Annotated in this window: 11 protein-coding genes and 1 pseudogene; 4 read left to right on the top strand and 8 right to left on the bottom strand. The window is 68.8% G+C overall.

Annotation, left to right across the window (positions count from 1 at the left end):
- Nucleotides 1-206: 206 nt before the first annotated feature.
- The 7 genes from HNR09_RS14055 to uvrA all read right to left on the bottom strand — a co-directional run bounded on the left by HNR09_RS14055 (nt 207) and on the right by uvrA (nt 9,931).
- Nucleotides 207-830, bottom strand: coding sequence for a superoxide dismutase (locus HNR09_RS14055; RefSeq protein ID WP_179542602.1), 624 nt, complete (start codon nt 828-830; stop codon nt 207-209).
- A 185-nt stretch (nt 831-1,015) separates the two neighbouring features.
- Nucleotides 1,016-1,996 carry a DNA-binding protein WhiA gene (gene whiA / locus HNR09_RS14050; RefSeq protein WP_179542601.1) on the bottom strand — a complete coding sequence of 327 codons (981 nt, stop codon included), beginning with the start codon at nt 1,994-1,996 and terminating at the stop codon, nt 1,016-1,018.
- A 142-nt stretch (nt 1,997-2,138) separates the two neighbouring features.
- On the bottom strand, nt 2,139-3,203 hold the full coding sequence (locus tag HNR09_RS14045) for a gluconeogenesis factor YvcK family protein (RefSeq protein WP_179542600.1): 1,065 nt from the start codon (nt 3,201-3,203) through the stop codon (nt 2,139-2,141).
- 2 nt (nt 3,204-3,205) lie between these two features.
- Complete coding sequence (gene rapZ / locus HNR09_RS14040) at nt 3,206-4,099, bottom strand: RNase adapter RapZ (RefSeq protein ID WP_179542599.1); 894 nt, start codon at nt 4,097-4,099, stop codon at nt 3,206-3,208.
- A gap of 67 nt (nt 4,100-4,166) precedes the next feature.
- Nucleotides 4,167-6,218, bottom strand: coding sequence for an excinuclease ABC subunit UvrC (gene uvrC / locus HNR09_RS14035; protein WP_179542598.1), 2,052 nt, complete (start codon nt 6,216-6,218; stop codon nt 4,167-4,169).
- Nucleotides 6,211-6,900 carry a lysophospholipid acyltransferase family protein gene (locus HNR09_RS14030; protein WP_378937347.1) on the bottom strand — a complete coding sequence of 230 codons (690 nt, stop codon included), beginning with the start codon at nt 6,898-6,900 and terminating at the stop codon, nt 6,211-6,213. Before HNR09_RS14030 ends, uvrC begins: the two co-directional genes overlap by 8 nt.
- A gap of 145 nt (nt 6,901-7,045) precedes the next feature.
- Complete coding sequence (uvrA, locus tag HNR09_RS14025) at nt 7,046-9,931, bottom strand: excinuclease ABC subunit UvrA (RefSeq protein WP_343047590.1); 2,886 nt, start codon at nt 9,929-9,931, stop codon at nt 7,046-7,048.
- A gap of 216 nt (nt 9,932-10,147) precedes the next feature.
- Here uvrA and HNR09_RS14020 point away from each other — a divergent pair, with 216 nt between their 5' ends.
- From HNR09_RS14020 to HNR09_RS14005, 4 genes are all read left to right on the top strand, one after another.
- On the top strand, nt 10,148-10,981 hold the full coding sequence (locus HNR09_RS14020) for an HAD hydrolase-like protein (RefSeq protein ID WP_179542597.1): 834 nt from the start codon (nt 10,148-10,150) through the stop codon (nt 10,979-10,981).
- A gap of 10 nt (nt 10,982-10,991) precedes the next feature.
- On the top strand, nt 10,992-11,654 hold the full coding sequence (locus HNR09_RS14015) for an MBL fold metallo-hydrolase (protein ID WP_179542596.1): 663 nt from the start codon (nt 10,992-10,994) through the stop codon (nt 11,652-11,654).
- Nucleotides 11,654-14,251 carry a DEAD/DEAH box helicase gene (locus tag HNR09_RS14010; RefSeq protein WP_378936837.1) on the top strand — a complete coding sequence of 866 codons (2,598 nt, stop codon included), beginning with the start codon at nt 11,654-11,656 and terminating at the stop codon, nt 14,249-14,251. The genes HNR09_RS14015 and HNR09_RS14010 overlap by 1 nt, the downstream gene beginning before the upstream one ends.
- Nucleotides 14,252-14,473: 222 nt before the next feature.
- The gene (locus HNR09_RS14005; RefSeq protein WP_179542595.1) at nt 14,474-15,883 is read left to right on the top strand and encodes an alpha/beta fold hydrolase; all 1,410 of its coding nucleotides are present in this window, start codon (nt 14,474-14,476) and stop codon (nt 15,881-15,883) included.
- A gap of 69 nt (nt 15,884-15,952) precedes the next feature.
- Here the strand turns inward: HNR09_RS14005 and HNR09_RS14000 are convergent.
- Nucleotides 15,953-16,933: pseudogene (locus HNR09_RS14000) on the bottom strand (TerC family protein); the annotation flags it as partial.
- Between the last annotated feature and the right edge of the window lie 110 nt (nt 16,934-17,043).

The following is a 17,043-nucleotide window of genomic DNA, read 5'->3' as shown; positions in this document are numbered from 1 at the left end:
AACACGTTGGGGATCAGCAGCGCGGGCTCTCGCCCGGCGCCACTGACCCCCAACAACTTCGTTGTTCTCAGGTTGTCCGTAGAACGCAGTCTTGAATTATCAGGTCATATTCTCTCATACCTCAGCGCATCACGGGTGAGCTTTTCGGCATGAGTCCACGATATGGACCATCTGAGTCCGGGCCGGGAGAGGCTCCCGGCCGCGGGTCAGGGAGTGACCAGCTTGGCGGCGCCGGAGCGCGCCGCTTCCAGGCGCCGGGCCACGTCCTCCCAGTTCACGATGTTCCAGAACGCCTTCACGTAGTCCGGCTTGACGTTCTGATAGTCGAGGTAGAACGCGTGCTCCCACATGTCCAGCATCAGCAGCGGGGTGGTGGCCACCGGCACGCCGTTCTGCTGGTCGTAGAACTGCTCGATCACTAGATTGCCGCCGAGTGGCTCGAAGGCGAGGATCGCCCAGCCGGAGCCCTGGATGGTCAGCGCGGCCTGGGTGAACTGCTCCTGGAACTTCTCGAAAGAGCCGAAGTACTCGTCGACGGCGGCGGCGAGCTCGCCCTCGGGACGCTCCTGACCCTCCGGAGAGAGGTTCTTCCAGAAGATCGTGTGGTTGGTGTGGCCGCCCAGGTTGAACTGCAGATCCTTCAGCAGCTTCGGCGTGGTGGCGTAGTCGCCCTTCTCTCGGGCCTCGGCGAGCTTCTCCAGCGCCGTGTTGGCGCCCTTGACGTAGGTCGCATGATGCTTGGAGTGATGCAGCTCCATGATGCGCGCGGAGATGTGCGGCTCCAGAGCGGCGTAGTCGTAGTCGAGTTCAGGAAGCGTGTACTCAGCCATGCGGTGCTCCTTGCAGCAGGGATTCATCGGGCCGGGACGTCGAGCCCCGATCGCCTTCAATCCTATGACTCCGACCGAGAACGCATAAGGGGTTACCGACTATGACAGCCGATGTTCACCACGGGAGGAAATGCACTGCCGAGATCAATATTTAGGCATTCCTAAATGCCTCCTGGCGACTGAGGTCAGCCGTCGAGCATGTCCGGCGTGACATTGATGTCGGTGCCGGGCATGTCCAGGTCCTGGGCCCGCTTGTCCGCCATGGCGAGCAGCCGCCGGATACGTCCGGCGATGGCGTCCTTCGTCATCGGCGGCTCGGCCAGCCGGCCCAGCTCGTCCAGCGAGGCCTGCTTGTGCTGCAGCCGGAGCTCGCCGGCATACCGGAGATGCTCAGGCACCTCTTCGCCCAGGATCTCCAGCGCACGCTCCACCCGAGCCCCGGCGGCGACGGCTGCCTGTGCGGAGCGTCGAAGGTTGGCGTCGTCGAAGTTCGCCAGCCGATTGGCAGTGGCACGGACCTCCTTGCGCATCCGACGCTCCTCCCAGACCAGCAGCGCCTGATGGGCGCCCATACGGGTCAGCAGCTGAGCGATGGAGTCACCGTCACGGATGACCACCCGGTCCACCGTGCGCACTTCGCGCGCCTTGGCGGTGATGCCCAATCGGCGGGCGGCACCCACGAGCGCCAGCGCGGCCTCAGGGCCCGGGCAGGTGACCTCCAGCGAGGAGGACCTCCCCGGCTCGGTGAGCGAACCGTGGGCGAGGAAGGCTCCGCGCCAGACGGCGACGGCGTCGGCGACGGATCCGTTGACGATCACCGAGGGCAGGCCGCGCACAGGGCGCCCGCGAGCGTCGAGCAGTCCGGTCTGGCGAGCGAGGGCCTCCCCTTCGCGCACCACCCGGACCACATAGCGGCTCCCCCTCTTCAGCCCGCTGCCGGAGACCACGATGATCTCGCTGGAGTGGCCGTAGACCTCGGTGACCGCGGCCCGCAGCCGCCTGGCGGTCGCGGCGTGGTCGAGCTCGGCCTCGATGACGATCCGGCCCGAGATGATATGCAGCCCGCCGGCGAACCGCAGCATGGCCGAGACCTCGGCCTTGCGCTCGGAGGATGTGGAGATCTCCTGGCGAGAGAGCTCTTCCTTGACCGACTCGGTCAGCGCCATATGAACGTTCCTCCGGTGAATTCTGTCGCGGTCAGCTCGGCAACGGGCTTCGACATGGTACTGGAATCAGCTGGGCAAGGCGTCGAGGGTGTGAGCCGCATGACATGCAGGACGCAGAGCCTCCCATCCGGGGCTTCGACCCTCAGGTCCCGAAGACCTCGTCGAAGGCGATCGCCAGGCGGAGCGGGTCGTGGACCTCGGGGTCCTCCTCCTTGTGCACTCGGTGGTAGCTGACATGGGCACCGAGCCGCGCCGCCGCATCCTCGAAGGCGGTGCGCTCGTCGCCCCGCACAGAGGCCGGATCGGCGATGATCCTGTCCACGTGCAGGTCAGGAGCGTGGTCGATGAGGATCTCCAGATGATCCGCCGGGGACATCCCGACAGTCTCATCCGTGTCCGCCGTGAGGTTCATCACAATACACCGCTTGGCCTCGGTCTCACACAGAGCAGTGCTGAGCCCGTCCAGCAGCAGATGCGGCAGCACCGAGGTGTACCAGGACCCCGGTCCGAAGACGACCCAGTCGGAGAGCTCGATGGCGGTCACCGCCTCGGTGCAGGCCTGGGCGTCCTCCGGATGCAGGCGCACCCCGGTCAGCCGCCCGAGCTGGCCGGCATGGGCCAGCTCCACCTGGGAGGAGACCCGGATCGGCTCCGGAGGCTCCTCCCCCAGCCGGGCCGGCCGATGGACCAGACCCGACATCGTGAGCGGCTCCCGGGACATCGGCAGCACCTGTCCACGGGCGCCGAGCAGAGCCCCGGCCCAACGCAGCCCGTCCACCGGGTCGCCGATGAGCTCCCAGAGTGCGACGATCAGCAGGTTGCCCATGGCGTGGTCGTCCAGACTCCCGCTGACTCCGTCGCGGGAGCGGAACCGGTGCTGCATGACCTGGGCCCAGGTCCTGCCCCACTCGGTGTCGTCGCACAGCGCGGCCAGCGCCATGCGCAGATCTCCAGGCGGGAGGACGTCCATGTCCTGGCGGATGCGGCCCGAAGAGCCGCCGTCGTCGGCGACGGTGACCACAGCCGTCAGGTGCTCCGCGGCGATGATCCGCAGGGCCGCCAGCGTGGCGGAGAGGCCATGTCCGCCGCCGAGCGCGGACACCCGGAAGGAACGACGGCGCGAAGGAACCGCGCCGCGGGACTGGGCCGTCGAGGGGACGATCGGCACCGGCCCGGTCGGCTGCGGCACCGGGAAGGGCTGCGCCATGTTCATTCCCGACCCAGGTCGCGGTGCACGGTGTTCACCGTGACGTTGGGGACCTGGTCCAGGCGGCGGGCCAGCTCCTCCGAGATGGCTACCGAGCGGTGCTTGCCTCCGGTGCAGCCCACCGCAAGGGTGGCGTAGTGCTTGTTCTCCCGCCGATAGCCCTCCAGCACAGGCTTGAGCGCCTCCACATAGCGGTCCACGAACTCACCGGCACCCTCATCGACGAGCACGTATTCGCGGACCGGCTCGTCCAGTCCGGTCAATGGACGCAGCTCCGGGACCCAGTGCGGATTCGGGACGAAACGGACGTCGGCGATGAAGTTCGCGTCAGCGGGCACCCCGTACTTGAATCCGAAGCTCATCACGTTCAGCCGCAGCTGGATGGGGCCGTCCTCGGCGAAGATCTCGGTGATCTCGCGGGCCAGCCCGTGGACGTTGAGATCGGTGGTGTCGACCACCACCTCGGCACCGGCCTTGACCTCCTTGAGCATGTCCCGCTCGGCCACGATGCCGTCGAGGATGCGCCCGGAGCCCTGCAGCGGGTGGGGACGACGCGCCTGCTCGAAGCGGCGCACCAGGAGCTCGTCGGAGGCGTCCAGAAAGAGCATCCGGTAGGTGATGCCGGCGGCGCGGACCTGTCCCAGCGCGTCCAGCATGTCGGAGAACGGCCCGCGCGAACGGACGTCGATGACCACGGCGAGCTTCTCCACCGACCCGGGGTTGCGGGCGATGAGGTCGAGCATCGTGCCGATGAGCTCTGCGGGGAGCCCCTCGACCACATACCATCCGCGGTCCTCCAGCGCATGGGCTGCCGTGGTGCGTCCGGCGCCCGACATGCCCGTGACGATCAGCAGCTCGTTCTCGGGGGGTTTCACCGGGATCAGTCCGTCGCTCATACCCGGAAGCCTACGTCCCCGGCAGCGCGGTCAACAATCTCTCTGCACCGACCCTGACCTGGAGACCTCAGCCCTCAGCGGCCAGGTGTTCGAGGATCCGCCGGGCGGTGGCCTCCCCGACACCGGGGACTACGGTGATCTCCTCCACGCTGGCTCGCCGCAGCCGCGCCACCGAACCGAAGTGCTCGACGACCGCGCGGCGCCGAGCCGGGCCGAGGCCCGGGACGTCGTCGAGGGCGGAGGCAGTCATCTCGCGAGAACGCTTGCTGCGGTGATAGGCGATCGCAAAGCGGTGGGCCTCATCCCGAATGCGCTGAAGCATGTAGAGCGCCTGGGAGGTGCGCGGCAGCACGAGCGGGAACTCGTCATCGGGCAGCCAGATCTCCTCGAGGCGCTTGGCCAGACCGATCACCGGCAGATCTGTGATGCCCAGCGCGTCGAGCGCGGCACGTGCCGCGGCGACCTGCGGCTGGCCACCGTCGACGACGACGAGGCTGGGCGGGTACGCGAAGCGACCACCCTCGCGGTCCACCGCCGTGTCCTCCACCGGGTCCTCCACCGGGTCCTCCACCGGGTCCTCCACCGGGTCCTCCACCGGGTCCTCCGCCGGGTTCTCCGCGGAGGCGGGGGCCTTTTCATGGGGTTCCTCCCCGGCCTCCTCCACTCGCTCCTGCCCCGGCTCCTCCTCAGGTGCGCCTCCCGGGGTGTCGAGGGCCATCTGCTCCTCGAGGTGGCGGGCGAAGCGCCGGGTGATGACATCATGCATGGCGCTGGTGTCGTCGCGGGCCGCCTCGCCGCGGAGAGAGAAGCGCCGGTAGTCGCGCTTCTTCGGCAGGCCGTCCTCGAGCACCACCATCGACGCGACGACATGAGTCCCGGAGGTGTGAGAGATGTCGTAGCACTCGATGCGCAGCAGCGGCTCCGGAGCGTCCAGCGCCTCCTGCAGCTCACGCAGCGCCTGGGAACGTGTGGTGAGATCCGACGAGCGTCGCGCCTTGTGCAGGGCGAAGGCCTGCTCGGCGTTCTCCCGCACGGTGCCCAACAGGGCGGCCTTGTCGCCACGCTGAGGCACGCGCAGGTCGACGGCGGCCCCGCGGCGCTGCCGCAGCCACGCCCCGATCTGCTCGGCGTCCTCGGGCAGGGCCGGCACGAGGACCTCGCGCGGGATGCGCTCGGCGTCCTCGATGGAGCCGTAGACCTGAAGCAGGAGCTGCTCGACCATGCCAGCGGAGTCGGTCTCCTCCACCTTCTCCACGACCCAGCCGCGCTGCCCCCGGATCCGCCCCTGGCGGATGTGGAAGACCTGCACCGCGGCCTCGAGCTCATCCTCGGCGAAGGCGAAGATGTCAGCCTCGGTGTCCTCGGAGAGCACCACCGCGTTCCGCTCGAAGACCCGACGCAGGGCCTCGAGGTCGTCGCGATGACGGGCGGCGTCCTCGTAGCGCAGCTCCGCGACCGCCTCGTCCATCTGCGCCTGGATGCGACGGACATGAGGGCCGGGCCGCCCTGACATCACCTCGCAGAACTCCTCGGCGAGCCGACGATGCTCCTCGGGGCTGACCCTGCCCACGCAGGGGGCCGAACATTTGTCGATGTACCCGAGCAGACAGGGTCGCCCGGCCGCCTCAGCTCGCCGGAACACCCCTGAGGAGCAGCTGCGCACCGGGAACACGCGCAGCATCGTGTCCACGGTCTCGCGGATGGCCTTGGCGGGGTGGAAGGGCCCGAAGTACTTCACACCGGGTCGGCGGTCACCGCGCATGACCTGCACCCGGGGGTACTTCTCATTCAACGTGACGGCGAGGTACGGATAGGACTTGTCGTCGCGGTACATGATGTTGAACCGCGGAGCGTGCTGTTTGATCCAGGTGTACTCAAGCTGGATCGCCTCGAGCTCGGAGCCGACCACCGTCCACTCGACCTGCGCGGCGGTGTGCACCATGGCGTAGGTCTTCGGCGGCAGGCCGGCTGGGCGGGCGAAGTAGGAGTTCAGTCGGGCGCGCAGGTTCTTGGCCTTGCCGACATAGACGACCCGCCCGTGCGGGTCGATGAAACGGTAGACGCCCGGGGAGGTCGGGATCTCTCCCTGCCGGGGACGGTAGGAGGCGGGGTCAGCCATCGTCGCCGACGTCAGTCCTGTCGACCGGAGGGCTGTTGTAGCTGTCCACGCGCTCCTGTCCGGTGAGCGCGGCGATGGCGTCCATGACCCGAGCCGTGGCCTCGCGGCGGATGGGCAGCGGATGCCGTTCGCCGATGTGCTCGAAGTGGAGGGGCTCTCCGACGTGCATCTCGAACTTCGCCGGACGCACCCGGTTGGAGTCCGCTGCCTGGAGGTCCTCGGTGCCCCGGAGCCCGACCGGGACGACCGGGACGCCGGTGGCCAGCGCCAGCCAGCCCACGCCGTTCTTGCCACGATAGAGGCGGCCGTCGCGGCTGCGAGTTCCCTCTGGGTAGATGCCCACCCCGAAACCGGACGAGGCGATGTCGCCCAGCTGATGCAGCGCCTCGACGCTGGCGGACTTCCTCTGCCGCTCCACGGGCACCGAGCCCACCGACTCGAAGAACATCTTCATGGCCCGACCCTTCAGCCCGGTCTGGGTGAAGTACTCAGCCTTGGCGAAGAAACTCACCGGACGCGGGAAGATCGCCTGGATCAGCACCGAGTCGAGGAACGAGAGGTGGTTGCTGGCCACCACGAAGCCGCCGTCGTCGGGCACGTTGTGCAGGCCGGTGATGGTGGGGCGGCAGGTCATCTTCACATACGCGGCGAAGGTCTTCCGGATCGCATCGTGGGTGACCACGCGCTTCCGAAGGGGCGCGGTGGGGTCTGTGCTCACGTGCAGTTCCTTCGTGTCGCAGGGCGCGGTGCGCCGTCCGTGCTGGGCCGCGGTTCAGTGTACCCGCTGAGTGGCCCGTCACAGCGAGCGCGCCGGCCCGGGCCGCAGGTCACAGCACCGTGCGCAGGAACGTCCCGGTGTGCGATCCGGTCCTCTCGGCGTGCTCGGCGACCTGCTCCGGCGTGCCCTCGGCGACGATGAGTCCGCCCCCGGTGCCACCCTCCGGGCCGAGGTCGATGACCCAGTCCGCAGACTTGATGACATCGAGGTTGTGCTCGATCGTCACCACGGTGTTGCCCTTCTCCACCAGGCCCTGCAGCACACCGAGGAGCTTGCGGATGTCCTCGAAGTGCAGACCGGTGGTGGGCTCGTCCAGCACGTAGATGCTGCGACCCTTGGACCGCTTCTGCAGCTCGGACGCGAGCTTCACGCGCTGAGCCTCACCGCCGGACAGCGTGGTGGCCGCCTGACCGAGGCGCACGTATCCCAGTCCGACGTCGACCAGGGTGGTGAGGTGCCGGGCGATCGGCGCGAACGCGGAGAAGAACTCAGCGGCCTCCTCGATCGGCATGGCGAGGACCTCGGCGATGTTCCTGCCCTTGTAGTGGACCTCCAGGGTCTCCCGGTTGTACCGGGCTCCCTGGCAGACCTCGCAGGGGACGTAGACGTCGGGGAGGAAGTTCATCTCGATCTTCAGCGTCCCGTCGCCCGAGCAGGCCTCGCAGCGGCCTCCCTTGATGTTGAAGGAGAACCGCCCCGGCTGGTAGCCGCGCGTCTTGGCCTCCTGGGTCTCGGCGAAGAGCTTGCGGATGTGGTCGAACACGCCGGTGTAGGTGGCCGGATTCGAGCGCGGGGTGCGCCCGATCGGACTCTGGTCGACATGGATGACCTTGTCGAGGTGGTCGACCCCGTCGATCCGACGATGACGGCCCGGCACCTGACGGGCGTTGTTGAGCCGATTCGCCAAAGACTTGTAGAGGATCTCATTGATCAGGGTCGACTTGCCCGAGCCGGAGACTCCGGTGACCGCCAGGAAGACGCCGAGCGGGAGGTCCACGCTGACCTCGGCCAGGTTGTTCTCATGGGCCTCGACGATGCGCAGCATGCGCTCCGTGTCGAGCGGGCGCCGCTGTGCGGGCACGGCGATGGTCCGGCGGCCCGCCAGATAGTCCCCGGTGATGGAGTCTTCATTGGCCTTCAGCCGCTCCACGGAGCCGGAGTGCACGATGCGACCGCCGCGCTCCCCCGCTCCCGGGCCGATGTCCACGACCCAGTCGGCCTCGGCGATCGTGTCCTCGTCGTGCTCCACGACGATGAGCGTGTTGCCGAGATCCCGGAGCCGGGTGAGCGTTCCGATGAGTCGGCTGTTGTCACGCTGGTGCAGGCCGATGGAGGGCTCGTCGAGCACGTAGAGCACGCCCACGAGTCCGGAGCCGATCTGTGTGGCCAGCCGGATGCGCTGGGCCTCTCCGCCGGAGAGCGTGCCGGCGGCGCGTTCCAGGTTGAGGTAGCCCAGGCCCACGTCGAGCAGGAAGTTCAGCCGAGCCAGGATCTCCTTGAGGACCTGTTCGGCGATCGTGGCGTCCCGCGCCGAGAGGCTGAGCGTGGCGAAGAACTCGACGACCTCCTCGAGCGGCCGGCGAGAGACCTCGGCGATGGAGCGCCCCTCGATGAGCACCGAGAGGGAGGCCGGGTTCAGCCGCTGACCGTCGCAGGCCGGACACGGCACCTGCCGCATGTACTGCTCGTAGTGGTCCCGGGCGTTGTCCGACTCGGTCTCCTCATACTTACGGTGCAGGTAGGAGAGCACGCCCTCGAAGCCGGTGGAGTACTTGCGCTCCCGGCCGAAGCGGTTGCGGTACTGCACCACGACCTTGTGGTTGCGCCCCTGCAGCAGCGCCGTGCGTGCCTTCTTCGGCAGCTCCTGCCAGGGGACGTTCACGGAGAACTCGAGCTCCTCCGCCAGGGCCCGGATGAGCCGCATCCAGTACTCGCTGGAGGCCTTGCCGCGGTTCCACGGCGCGATCGCTCCGTCCTGCAGTGACAGGGTGTCGTCAGGGATGACGAGCTCCTCATCCACCTCGAGCCGGGAGCCGATGCCGGAGCAGGTCTGGCAGGCGCCGAACGGCGAGTTGAAGGAGAAGGAGCGCGGCTCGATCTCATCGATGGGCAGCGGGTGCTCGTTCGGGCAGGCCAGGTGTTCGGAGAAGCTGCGCTGCTTCGGGCCGACGAGCCCCTCGGGGACCCGTTCCGGATCCTCCGGAGTCCCGTCGGCGGCGAGGTCCACCAGGTCCACCACGACGCGGCCCTCAGCCAGCCGCAGCGCGGTCTCGATCGAGTCGGTGAGCCGCTGGCGCATCCCTTCGCGGATGACGAGGCGGTCCACCACGACGTCGACGTGGTGCTTGATCTGCTTCTCCAGGACCGGCGGCTCGTTGAGCTGGACGGTCTCGCCGTCGACGACGGCGCGCGCGAAGCCCTGGCCGGCGAGGTCCCGGAAGAGGTCCTTGAACTCGCCCTTGCGACCGCGGACCACCGGTGCCAGCACCTGGAACCGGGAGCGCTCGGGAAGGTCGAGGATCTGGTCCACGATCTGCTGCGGGGTCTGCCGCTCGATGGTCTCGCCGCAGACCGGGCAGTGGGGCACGCCGATGCGCGCCCAGAGCAGGCGCAGGTAGTCGTGGATCTCCGTGACGGTGCCCACCGTGGAGCGAGGGTTCCGCGAGGTGGACTTCTGGTCGATGGAGACCGCCGGGGAGAGCCCCTCGATGAAGTCGACGTCGGGCTTGTCCACCCGCCCGAGGAACATGCGCGCGTAGGCCGAGAGCGACTCGACGTACCGGCGCTGACCCTCGGCGAAGATCGTGTCGAAGGCAAGGGACGACTTCCCCGACCCGGAGAGCCCGGTGAAGACGATGAACGCGTTGCGGGGCAGCTCCACGGCGACGTCGTGGAGGTTGTGCTCGCGCGCCCCCTGGACCACGATGCGGTCCACCTCGGCACGACCGATCGTCCCGTTGGCGCCGGCCTTCCGGCGCTGACCCCGGCTGTAATAGTCGTCGACGGATTCGATCACTGCGCCGTGGACCTCGGCAAATCGCTCAGACACGCGCACCAGTCTATGCCCGTTTTCGCGATCGAACAAATATTCGATCCTGGTGGACCGACCACGGCACCGGAGCCCCGACCTCGGTGCTGAGAGGATGGGGGCATGGACGACCTGACGCCCGCTTCCGGCACCGATGCCCCCACGCCTCCCGACGCCCCCGCGCCGACACCCGCCGCCGTCGTGCTCTTTGACCTCGACGGCACCTTGGTGGACCCCGGCGGTGCCATCACGGGAGGGATCGCCGCCGCGCTGAAGGCCCACGGCATCCCTGTCCCGGAGCCCGCGGTCCTGGACGCGATGGTCGGTCCGCCGCTGGCCGAGAGCCTGCTCTCGCTGCCCGAGGTTCGTGAGTCCCAGCTGCCCGGCATCGTGGAGCACTATCGACAGGAGTACCTCGCGCGAGGCATGGCCGCCTCCACCGTCTATCCGGGGATCCGTGAGCTGCTCGTCGAGCTGCGCGCGGCCGGAGCGGCCCTCGCCGTGGCCACTTCCAAGCCGCAGCCGCTGGCCGAGCGGCTCCTGGAGGTCCAGAACCTGGCGACGGCCTTCGACGTCATCTCAGGCTCCCACCCGGACGAGTCGATCCCGCACAGCGGCAAGGGGCCCATCCTCGCGGCCGCGCTGCAGGCCCTGAACGTGGGGACGGAGAACCTGGGGACGGAGCCCGTGCCGCGGGCGATGGTCGGCGACCGCGTCTTCGACGTGGAGGGCGCCCAGGCCCACGGCATCCCGTGCATCGGCGTGCGCTGGGGATACGCGCCCGTCGGCGAGCTCGAGGAGGCCGGGGCCGAGATCGTCGTCGAGGATGCCGCCGGCCTGCGCACCGCCCTGGACGCTGTGCTCGGCGGCGTCCTCAGCGGTGCGACCGGCGGCCGCAGGCCCGAGGCGGCGGGAGGCCCGACGGCGTCATGGCATCTGAGCGAGAGCAGACCATAGACTGTCCCTCATGGCCACCGACAGCTCACTGATCCACGACCTCCCGGCGATCACCGTCCGCCGCATCGCGGTCTCCGAGATGAGCAACAACGTCTACCTGCTCACGGCGAAGAAGTCGGGGGTCCAGGTGCTCATCGATGCCGCCGACGACGCCGAGGCGATCCGCGCGATGCTGGCCGCGGCCGCCGCGGACACGCCCTGCGCGCCCCAGCTGCGGGCTGTGCTGACCACGCACCGGCACTGGGACCACGTCCGCGCGCTCTCCGCAGTGGCCCAGGGCGTGGAGACCGCTGCGGGAGAGGATGACGCTCACGCCGTCGAGGAGGCGCAGGGCGTGCGCATCGATCGTCGTCTGGCCCACGGCGACCTCGTCGAGTACGACGGCATCGGCCTGGACGTCATCCAGCTGCGCGGCCATACCCCTGGTTCGGTGGCCTTCGTCTATCCGGTCGAGGACGGACCCACCCACATCTTCACCGGCGACTCGCTGTTCCCCGGAGGCGTCGGCAAGACCGACAGCGATGCGGACTTCGCCTCGCTCATCGACGACGTCGAGTCCAGGCTCTTCGAAGCCTTCCCTGATGACACGGTCATCCATCCCGGGCACGGCGACCCCACGACGCTCGGCGCCGAGCGGCCGCAGCTCGCCCAGTGGCGGGAGCGCGGCTGGTAGTGGCGGCCCTTCGACTCGACACTCTGCGTCCCGCCCCCTCCGACGGCGACGCTCCCGACCCCTCTCAGCTCGTGGAGGCCTTCACCGATTGGGCCGCCCAGCGCGGCATCACCCTCTACCCCGCCCAGGAGGACGCCGTCCTGGAGCTGGCCGACGGGCGTCATGTCATCATGGCCACCCCGACCGGCTCAGGGAAGTCGCTGGTCGCGACCGCGGCCCACTTCTTCGCACTCAGCCGCGGGGAGCGCAGCGTCTACACCGCCCCCATCAAGGCGCTCGTCTCGGAGAAGTTCTTCGCCCTGGTGGAGACCTTCGGCGCCGAGAACGTCGGCATGGTCACCGGTGACTCCGCGGTCAACGCCCACGCTCCGATCATCTGCTGCACCGCCGAGATCCTCGCGAACGAGGCGCTGCGCGACGGCGCCCAGGCTGAGGTCGGCCCGGTCATCATGGATGAGTTCCATTTCTATGCCGACCCGCAGCGTGGCTGGGCCTGGCAGGTCCCGCTGCTGGAGCTCCGCGGGGCGCAGTTCCTGCTGATGTCGGCCACCTTGGGCGACACGAGCCGCTTCGAGCGGCAGATCGCCGAGCGGACCGGACGCGACGTCGTCACCGTCTCTTCAGCCCAGCGGCCGGTGCCGCTGCACTTCGAGTACTCGATGACCCCGCTGCAGCACAAACTTGAGGAGCTGGTCGCCGGGGAGCAGGCGCCGGTCTACGTGGTGCACTTCTCGCAGCGCGAGGCCGCAGAACGTGCCGCCGGACTGGCCTCGCTGAACGTGGTGGACAAGGAGGGGCGGGAGCTCATCCGTCAGCGGCTGGAGACCTTCCGCTTCGCCAAGGGCTACGGCAAGGTGCTGAACCGGCTGCTGCGATCCGGGATCGGTGTGCACCACGCAGGCATGCTGCCCAAGTATCGACGTCTGGTGGAGCAGCTCGCCCAGGAGGGCCTGCTCAAGGTCATCTGCGGCACCGACACCCTCGGCGTGGGGATCAACGTCCCCATCCGCACGGTGCTCCTCTCCGCGCTGAGCAAGTATGACGGCCAGCGCACCCGCCAGCTCAACGCCCGCGAGTTCCACCAGATCTCCGGGCGCGCAGGCCGGGCCGGCTTCGACACCGAAGGCCGGGTCGTGGTGCAGGCGCCCGAGCACGTGATCGAGAACGAACAGGCGCTGCGCAAGGCCCGCGCCAAGCACGGCGATGACGAGAAGAAGGTCGCCCAGGCGATCCGCTCGGCGGGCAAGAAGAAGCCCCAGGATGGGTTCGTCAGCTGGTCCGAGAAGAGCTTCGAGCGCCTCACGGAGGCCTCCCCGGAGTCGATGGTCTCGCGGATGCAGATCAGCTACGCGATGATCCTCCAGCTGCTGCAGCGGCCCGAAGACCCGATCCTGGCGATGCGTCGGCTGATCCTCAGCTCCGACGAGACCCCGGTGCGGCAGGCGATGCTGCAGCGCCGGGCGCTGCAAATCCTACGCGAGCTGCTCACCGCCGGGGTGCTGGAGCGCCTGGAGGAGCCGGATGAGGATGGCCGCACCGTGGACCTCACCCTGGACCTGCAGGACGACTTCGCGCTGAACCAGCCGCTGGCGCCCTTCGCCGTGGCGGCCCTGGAGCTGCTGGATCCGGAGTCCGACACCTATGTCTTGGACGTCATCTCCGTGATCGAGGCGATCCTCGAGACCCCCTACCAGGTCACCGGCGCCCAGGTGAAGAAGCTGAAGTCGGAGAGGATCGCCGAGCTCAAGGCCGAGGGGGTCGACTATGTGGAGCGGATGCGCATCCTCGACGAGATGACCCACCCGCAGCCTCTGGGCGAGCTGCTCACCCAGCAGTTCGAGGTCTACCGCACCTCCGCCCCCTGGGTGGGTGACCACGAGCTCGCCCCCAAGGCGGTCGTCCGCGACATGGTGGAGCGAGCCTTCGGCTTCACCGACATGATCAACCACTACCAGCTCTCCCGGTCGGAGGGCGTGCTGCTGCGCTACCTCACGGACGCCTACAAGGCGCTGCGCCAGACCGTTCCCCAGCAGAAGGTCACCGAAGGACTCGAGGACCTCGTGGAGTGGCTGGGCGAGATGATCCGTCAGACCGACAACTCGCTGCTCGAGGAGTGGGAGCGACTGGCCTCCGGTGCAGAGGATGCGACCGCCGAGGATCTCGACCTCACCGATGCCGCACCGGCCGAGCCGGAGGGCGTGACCCACAATGTGCGGGCCTTCCGGGTCATGGTGCGCAACTCGATGTTCCTCCGCGCGGAGCTCTTCGCCCATGAGAAGGAGCGGGAGCTGGAACAGCTCGACGGCGAGTCCGGATGGGACGCCGGCCGCTGGGGCACGGCGATGGACACCTTCTTCGACGTCTACGACGATGTCTTCACCGATGGCTCCTCCCGCGGTCCCGCACTGATCCGCCTCGACGAGGCCCCGGCCGGTCGCGCCGGGTTCTGGCGGGCGGTGCAGGTCCTCGACGACGCCGACGGGAACCACGACTGGGGCATCCACGCCTGGATCGACCTGGCGGCCTCGGACGAGGTCGGTACGCCGGTGGTGCTCGTCGATCATGTGGGCGAGCTCCAGGAGGCCCCCGCCCAGTGACCCCGCCCAGTGACCCCGGCCAGTGACCCCGCCCAGTGACCCGGCCGGCGTCGACGTCCTCGCGGCGTGACCGGCGACTGTGGCCTATGACACACTGATCCCTCGGTGGGAGCTGGCCATCTCGCCCGAGTCAGCTCCCATCGTCCTCCCCCGGCGGTCCGCGGCCGCGGGGGCGGAGCCGCCGCCCGGCGGACCCGTGACCGGTCAGCAGAGAGAGCCAGGATGCACCACACCCCCTCCCCCGCCCGCACACTGCTCGACGGCACACGACTGGTGGAGCATCGACTGCAGGTTCCGCTGGACCATGCCGATCCCGGGGCCGAGCAGCTCCAGCTCTTCGCCCGGGAGTTCGTCAGCGCCGAGGCTGCGGAGCGCGGCCCGGAACAGGTCTCACGGATGCCGTGGCTGCTGTATCTGCAGGGCGGCCCCGGCGGCAAGGGCGTGCGCCCGGCCCGGCTTCCCAGCTGGATGCAGGAGGCCGGACGTCGATTCCGGATCCTGATGCTCGACCAGCGCGGCACCGGGCTGTCCACGCCGCTGACGCGACACCACGTGCTGCGACGTGGCAGACCCGCGGAGCAGGCCGCGCATCTGCGACACTTCCGTGCCGACTCCATCGTCCGTGACGCCGAGGCCTTCCGCCGCCACCTGGGGCTGAGGTCCTGGAGCGTGCTGGGCCAGAGCTTCGGCGGCTTCTGCACCCTGACGTATCTGTCCGCCTTCCCGGAGTCGCTGGACAGGGCGCTGATCACCGGCGGCCTGGCCCCGCTGACCGGCCACGCCGACCAGGTCTATCGCGCCACCTACACGAAGATGGCCGCCCGCAACCGGGAGCACTTCTCCCGCTTCCCTGAGGACCGCGAGCGGCTGGATGAGGTGGTCGACCATCTGCGTCGCCACGAGGTGCGGCTGCCCGACGGCTCCCCGCTGACCGTCCCTCGCCTCCAGATGCTCGGAATGCTGCTGGGCGGCAACACGCGCGCCGACCTGCTGCACTTCCTGCTCGAGGAGGCCTTCGACGCCGCCGGGCCGGACGTCCTCTCCGACACGTTCCTCAGCGCCGTCCACCAGCAGATCTCCTTCGCCGCAGCTCCGATGTACGCGCTGATGCACGAGTCCATCTACGGACAGCCCGCCGACCTCACCGAGGGGCGGGGCGCCACCGGGTGGGCGGCGGAACGGATCCTCGAGGAGCACCCCGAGTTCTCCCCCGCGGCGGAGTCTCCGCTCCTCACCGGGGAGATGATCCTGCGCCATCATGTGGCGCTGGACCCGGTGCTCGCCCCGCTGGCCGATGCCGCCGACCGGCTCGCCGCCGTCGAGGACTGGGCCCCGCTCTATGACACCGACCGACTGGCCAGGAACACCGTCCCGGCCGCCGCCGCGGTCTACCGTGACGATGTCTACGTGGCGCGGGAGCTGTCCCTGGAGACCGCGGCGCAGGTGGCCGGTCTCAGCGTCTGGGAGACTGCGGAGCACCATCACGACGGCCTGCACGACGACGGCGCTCGCATCCTGCGCGAGCTGCTGCACCGCACCGACGCCCCGCCGCCGCTGGTGCCCTCCCCTGAGGAGGACGAGGACTCAGCGGCGACCGCCGACGGACGCGGAGTCCACGCCCGGATCGACTGAGCACGACGGGTGGCGGGCGCCGGCGCCTCAGCCGCGCCGGACGGGCTCCGTGCCCTCGATGTCCCGTGCCGCGCGCGAGGCCCGCCCGGCCGGTGACAGCAGCGAGGTCGCCACAGTGATGGCGAGCACCGCCAGGATCACGGCCAGGGAGATCCCGGTGGGGATCTCCGGCACCGGCACGTTCTGGCCGCCGTTGACGAAGGGCAGGTTGTTCTCGTGCAGGGCGTGGAGCAGGAGCTTCACGCCGATGAACCCGAGGATCACGGCGAGCCCGTAGGAGAGGTGCACCAGGCGGTCCAGCAGCCCGTCGATGAGGAAGTAGAGCTGACGCAGCCCCATCAGCGAGAATGCCGTGGCGGCGAAGACGATGTAGGGCTCCTGGGTGAGCCCATAGATCGCCGGGATGGAGTCCACGGCGAAGAGGATGTCGGTGCCGCCGATGGCGACCATCACCAGCAGCATCGGGGTGAGCATCCGTCTGCCGTCCACCCGGGTGATGAGCCTGTCACCGTCGTAGTGCTCGGTGGTGTGGAGGAACCGGCGGGCCAGCCGGATGATGATGTTGTCCGCCTCCTCGGCGGGGTCCGTCCCGCTCGAGCCCTTCTTCAGCAGCTGCACGGAGGTGAGCAGCAGGATGCCGGCGAACAGGTAGAAGACGTCGCTGAAGGCGTGGATCAGCCCGGCGCCGAGCAGGATGAACGCGGTGCGGGCGATGAGCGCGAAGACGATCCCGAAGAGGAGCACCTTCTGCTGGTCCTCGCGGGGGACATTGAAGCTGGCGATGATCACCAGGAACACGAACAGGTTGTCGACCGAGAGCGCCTTCTCGGTCACGTAGCCGGCGTAGTACTCGGTGGCCAGCGTGGGATCGCCCATCGCCAGGAACACCAGCCCGAAGGCCAGTGCGGCACCGATGTAGATGCTCGACCAGACGGCCGCCTCGCGGATGGTGGGGATGTGCGCCTTGCGCACATGGAAGACGAAGTCGAAGGCGAGCAGTCCGACGATCAGCAGGATGGTGAGTCCCCAGACCAGGGGTGTGATCTCCACGGCAGGGAGTCCTTTCGACGATCACGAGGATGTGGACGGTCCTCGTGAGTCTCTCCACCCGGCGCCCTGACGGCTTCGGATCGCTGTGCCCGGCGGATCGACCTCGACCC

Origin of the sequence: Nesterenkonia xinjiangensis, from assembly GCF_013410745.1 — a bacterium.
GTDB classification, from domain to species: Bacteria; Actinomycetota; Actinomycetes; order Actinomycetales; family Micrococcaceae; genus Nesterenkonia; species Nesterenkonia xinjiangensis.
Note: the sequence above shows the minus strand (reverse complement) of the source record. Positions and strands in the feature narration are given on the sequence as shown.

Coding starts and splice junctions, on each gene's coding strand:
- HNR09_RS14020 (WP_179542597.1), top strand. CDS start 10,148: ATGGACGACCTGACGCCCGCTTCCGGCACCGATGCCCCCACGCCTCCC.
- whiA (WP_179542601.1), bottom strand. CDS start 1,996: ATGGCGCTGACCGAGTCGGTCAAGGAAGAGCTCTCTCGCCAGGAGATC.
- HNR09_RS14055 (WP_179542602.1), bottom strand. CDS start 830: ATGGCTGAGTACACGCTTCCTGAACTCGACTACGACTACGCCGCTCTG.
- uvrC (WP_179542598.1), bottom strand. CDS start 6,218: ATGGCTGACCCCGCCTCCTACCGTCCCCGGCAGGGAGAGATCCCGACC.
- HNR09_RS14015 (WP_179542596.1), top strand. CDS start 10,992: ATGGCCACCGACAGCTCACTGATCCACGACCTCCCGGCGATCACCGTC.
- HNR09_RS14005 (WP_179542595.1), top strand. CDS start 14,474: ATGCACCACACCCCCTCCCCCGCCCGCACACTGCTCGACGGCACACGA.
- rapZ (WP_179542599.1), bottom strand. CDS start 4,099: ATGAGCGACGGACTGATCCCGGTGAAACCCCCCGAGAACGAGCTGCTG.
- HNR09_RS14045 (WP_179542600.1), bottom strand. CDS start 3,203: ATGGCGCAGCCCTTCCCGGTGCCGCAGCCGACCGGGCCGGTGCCGATC.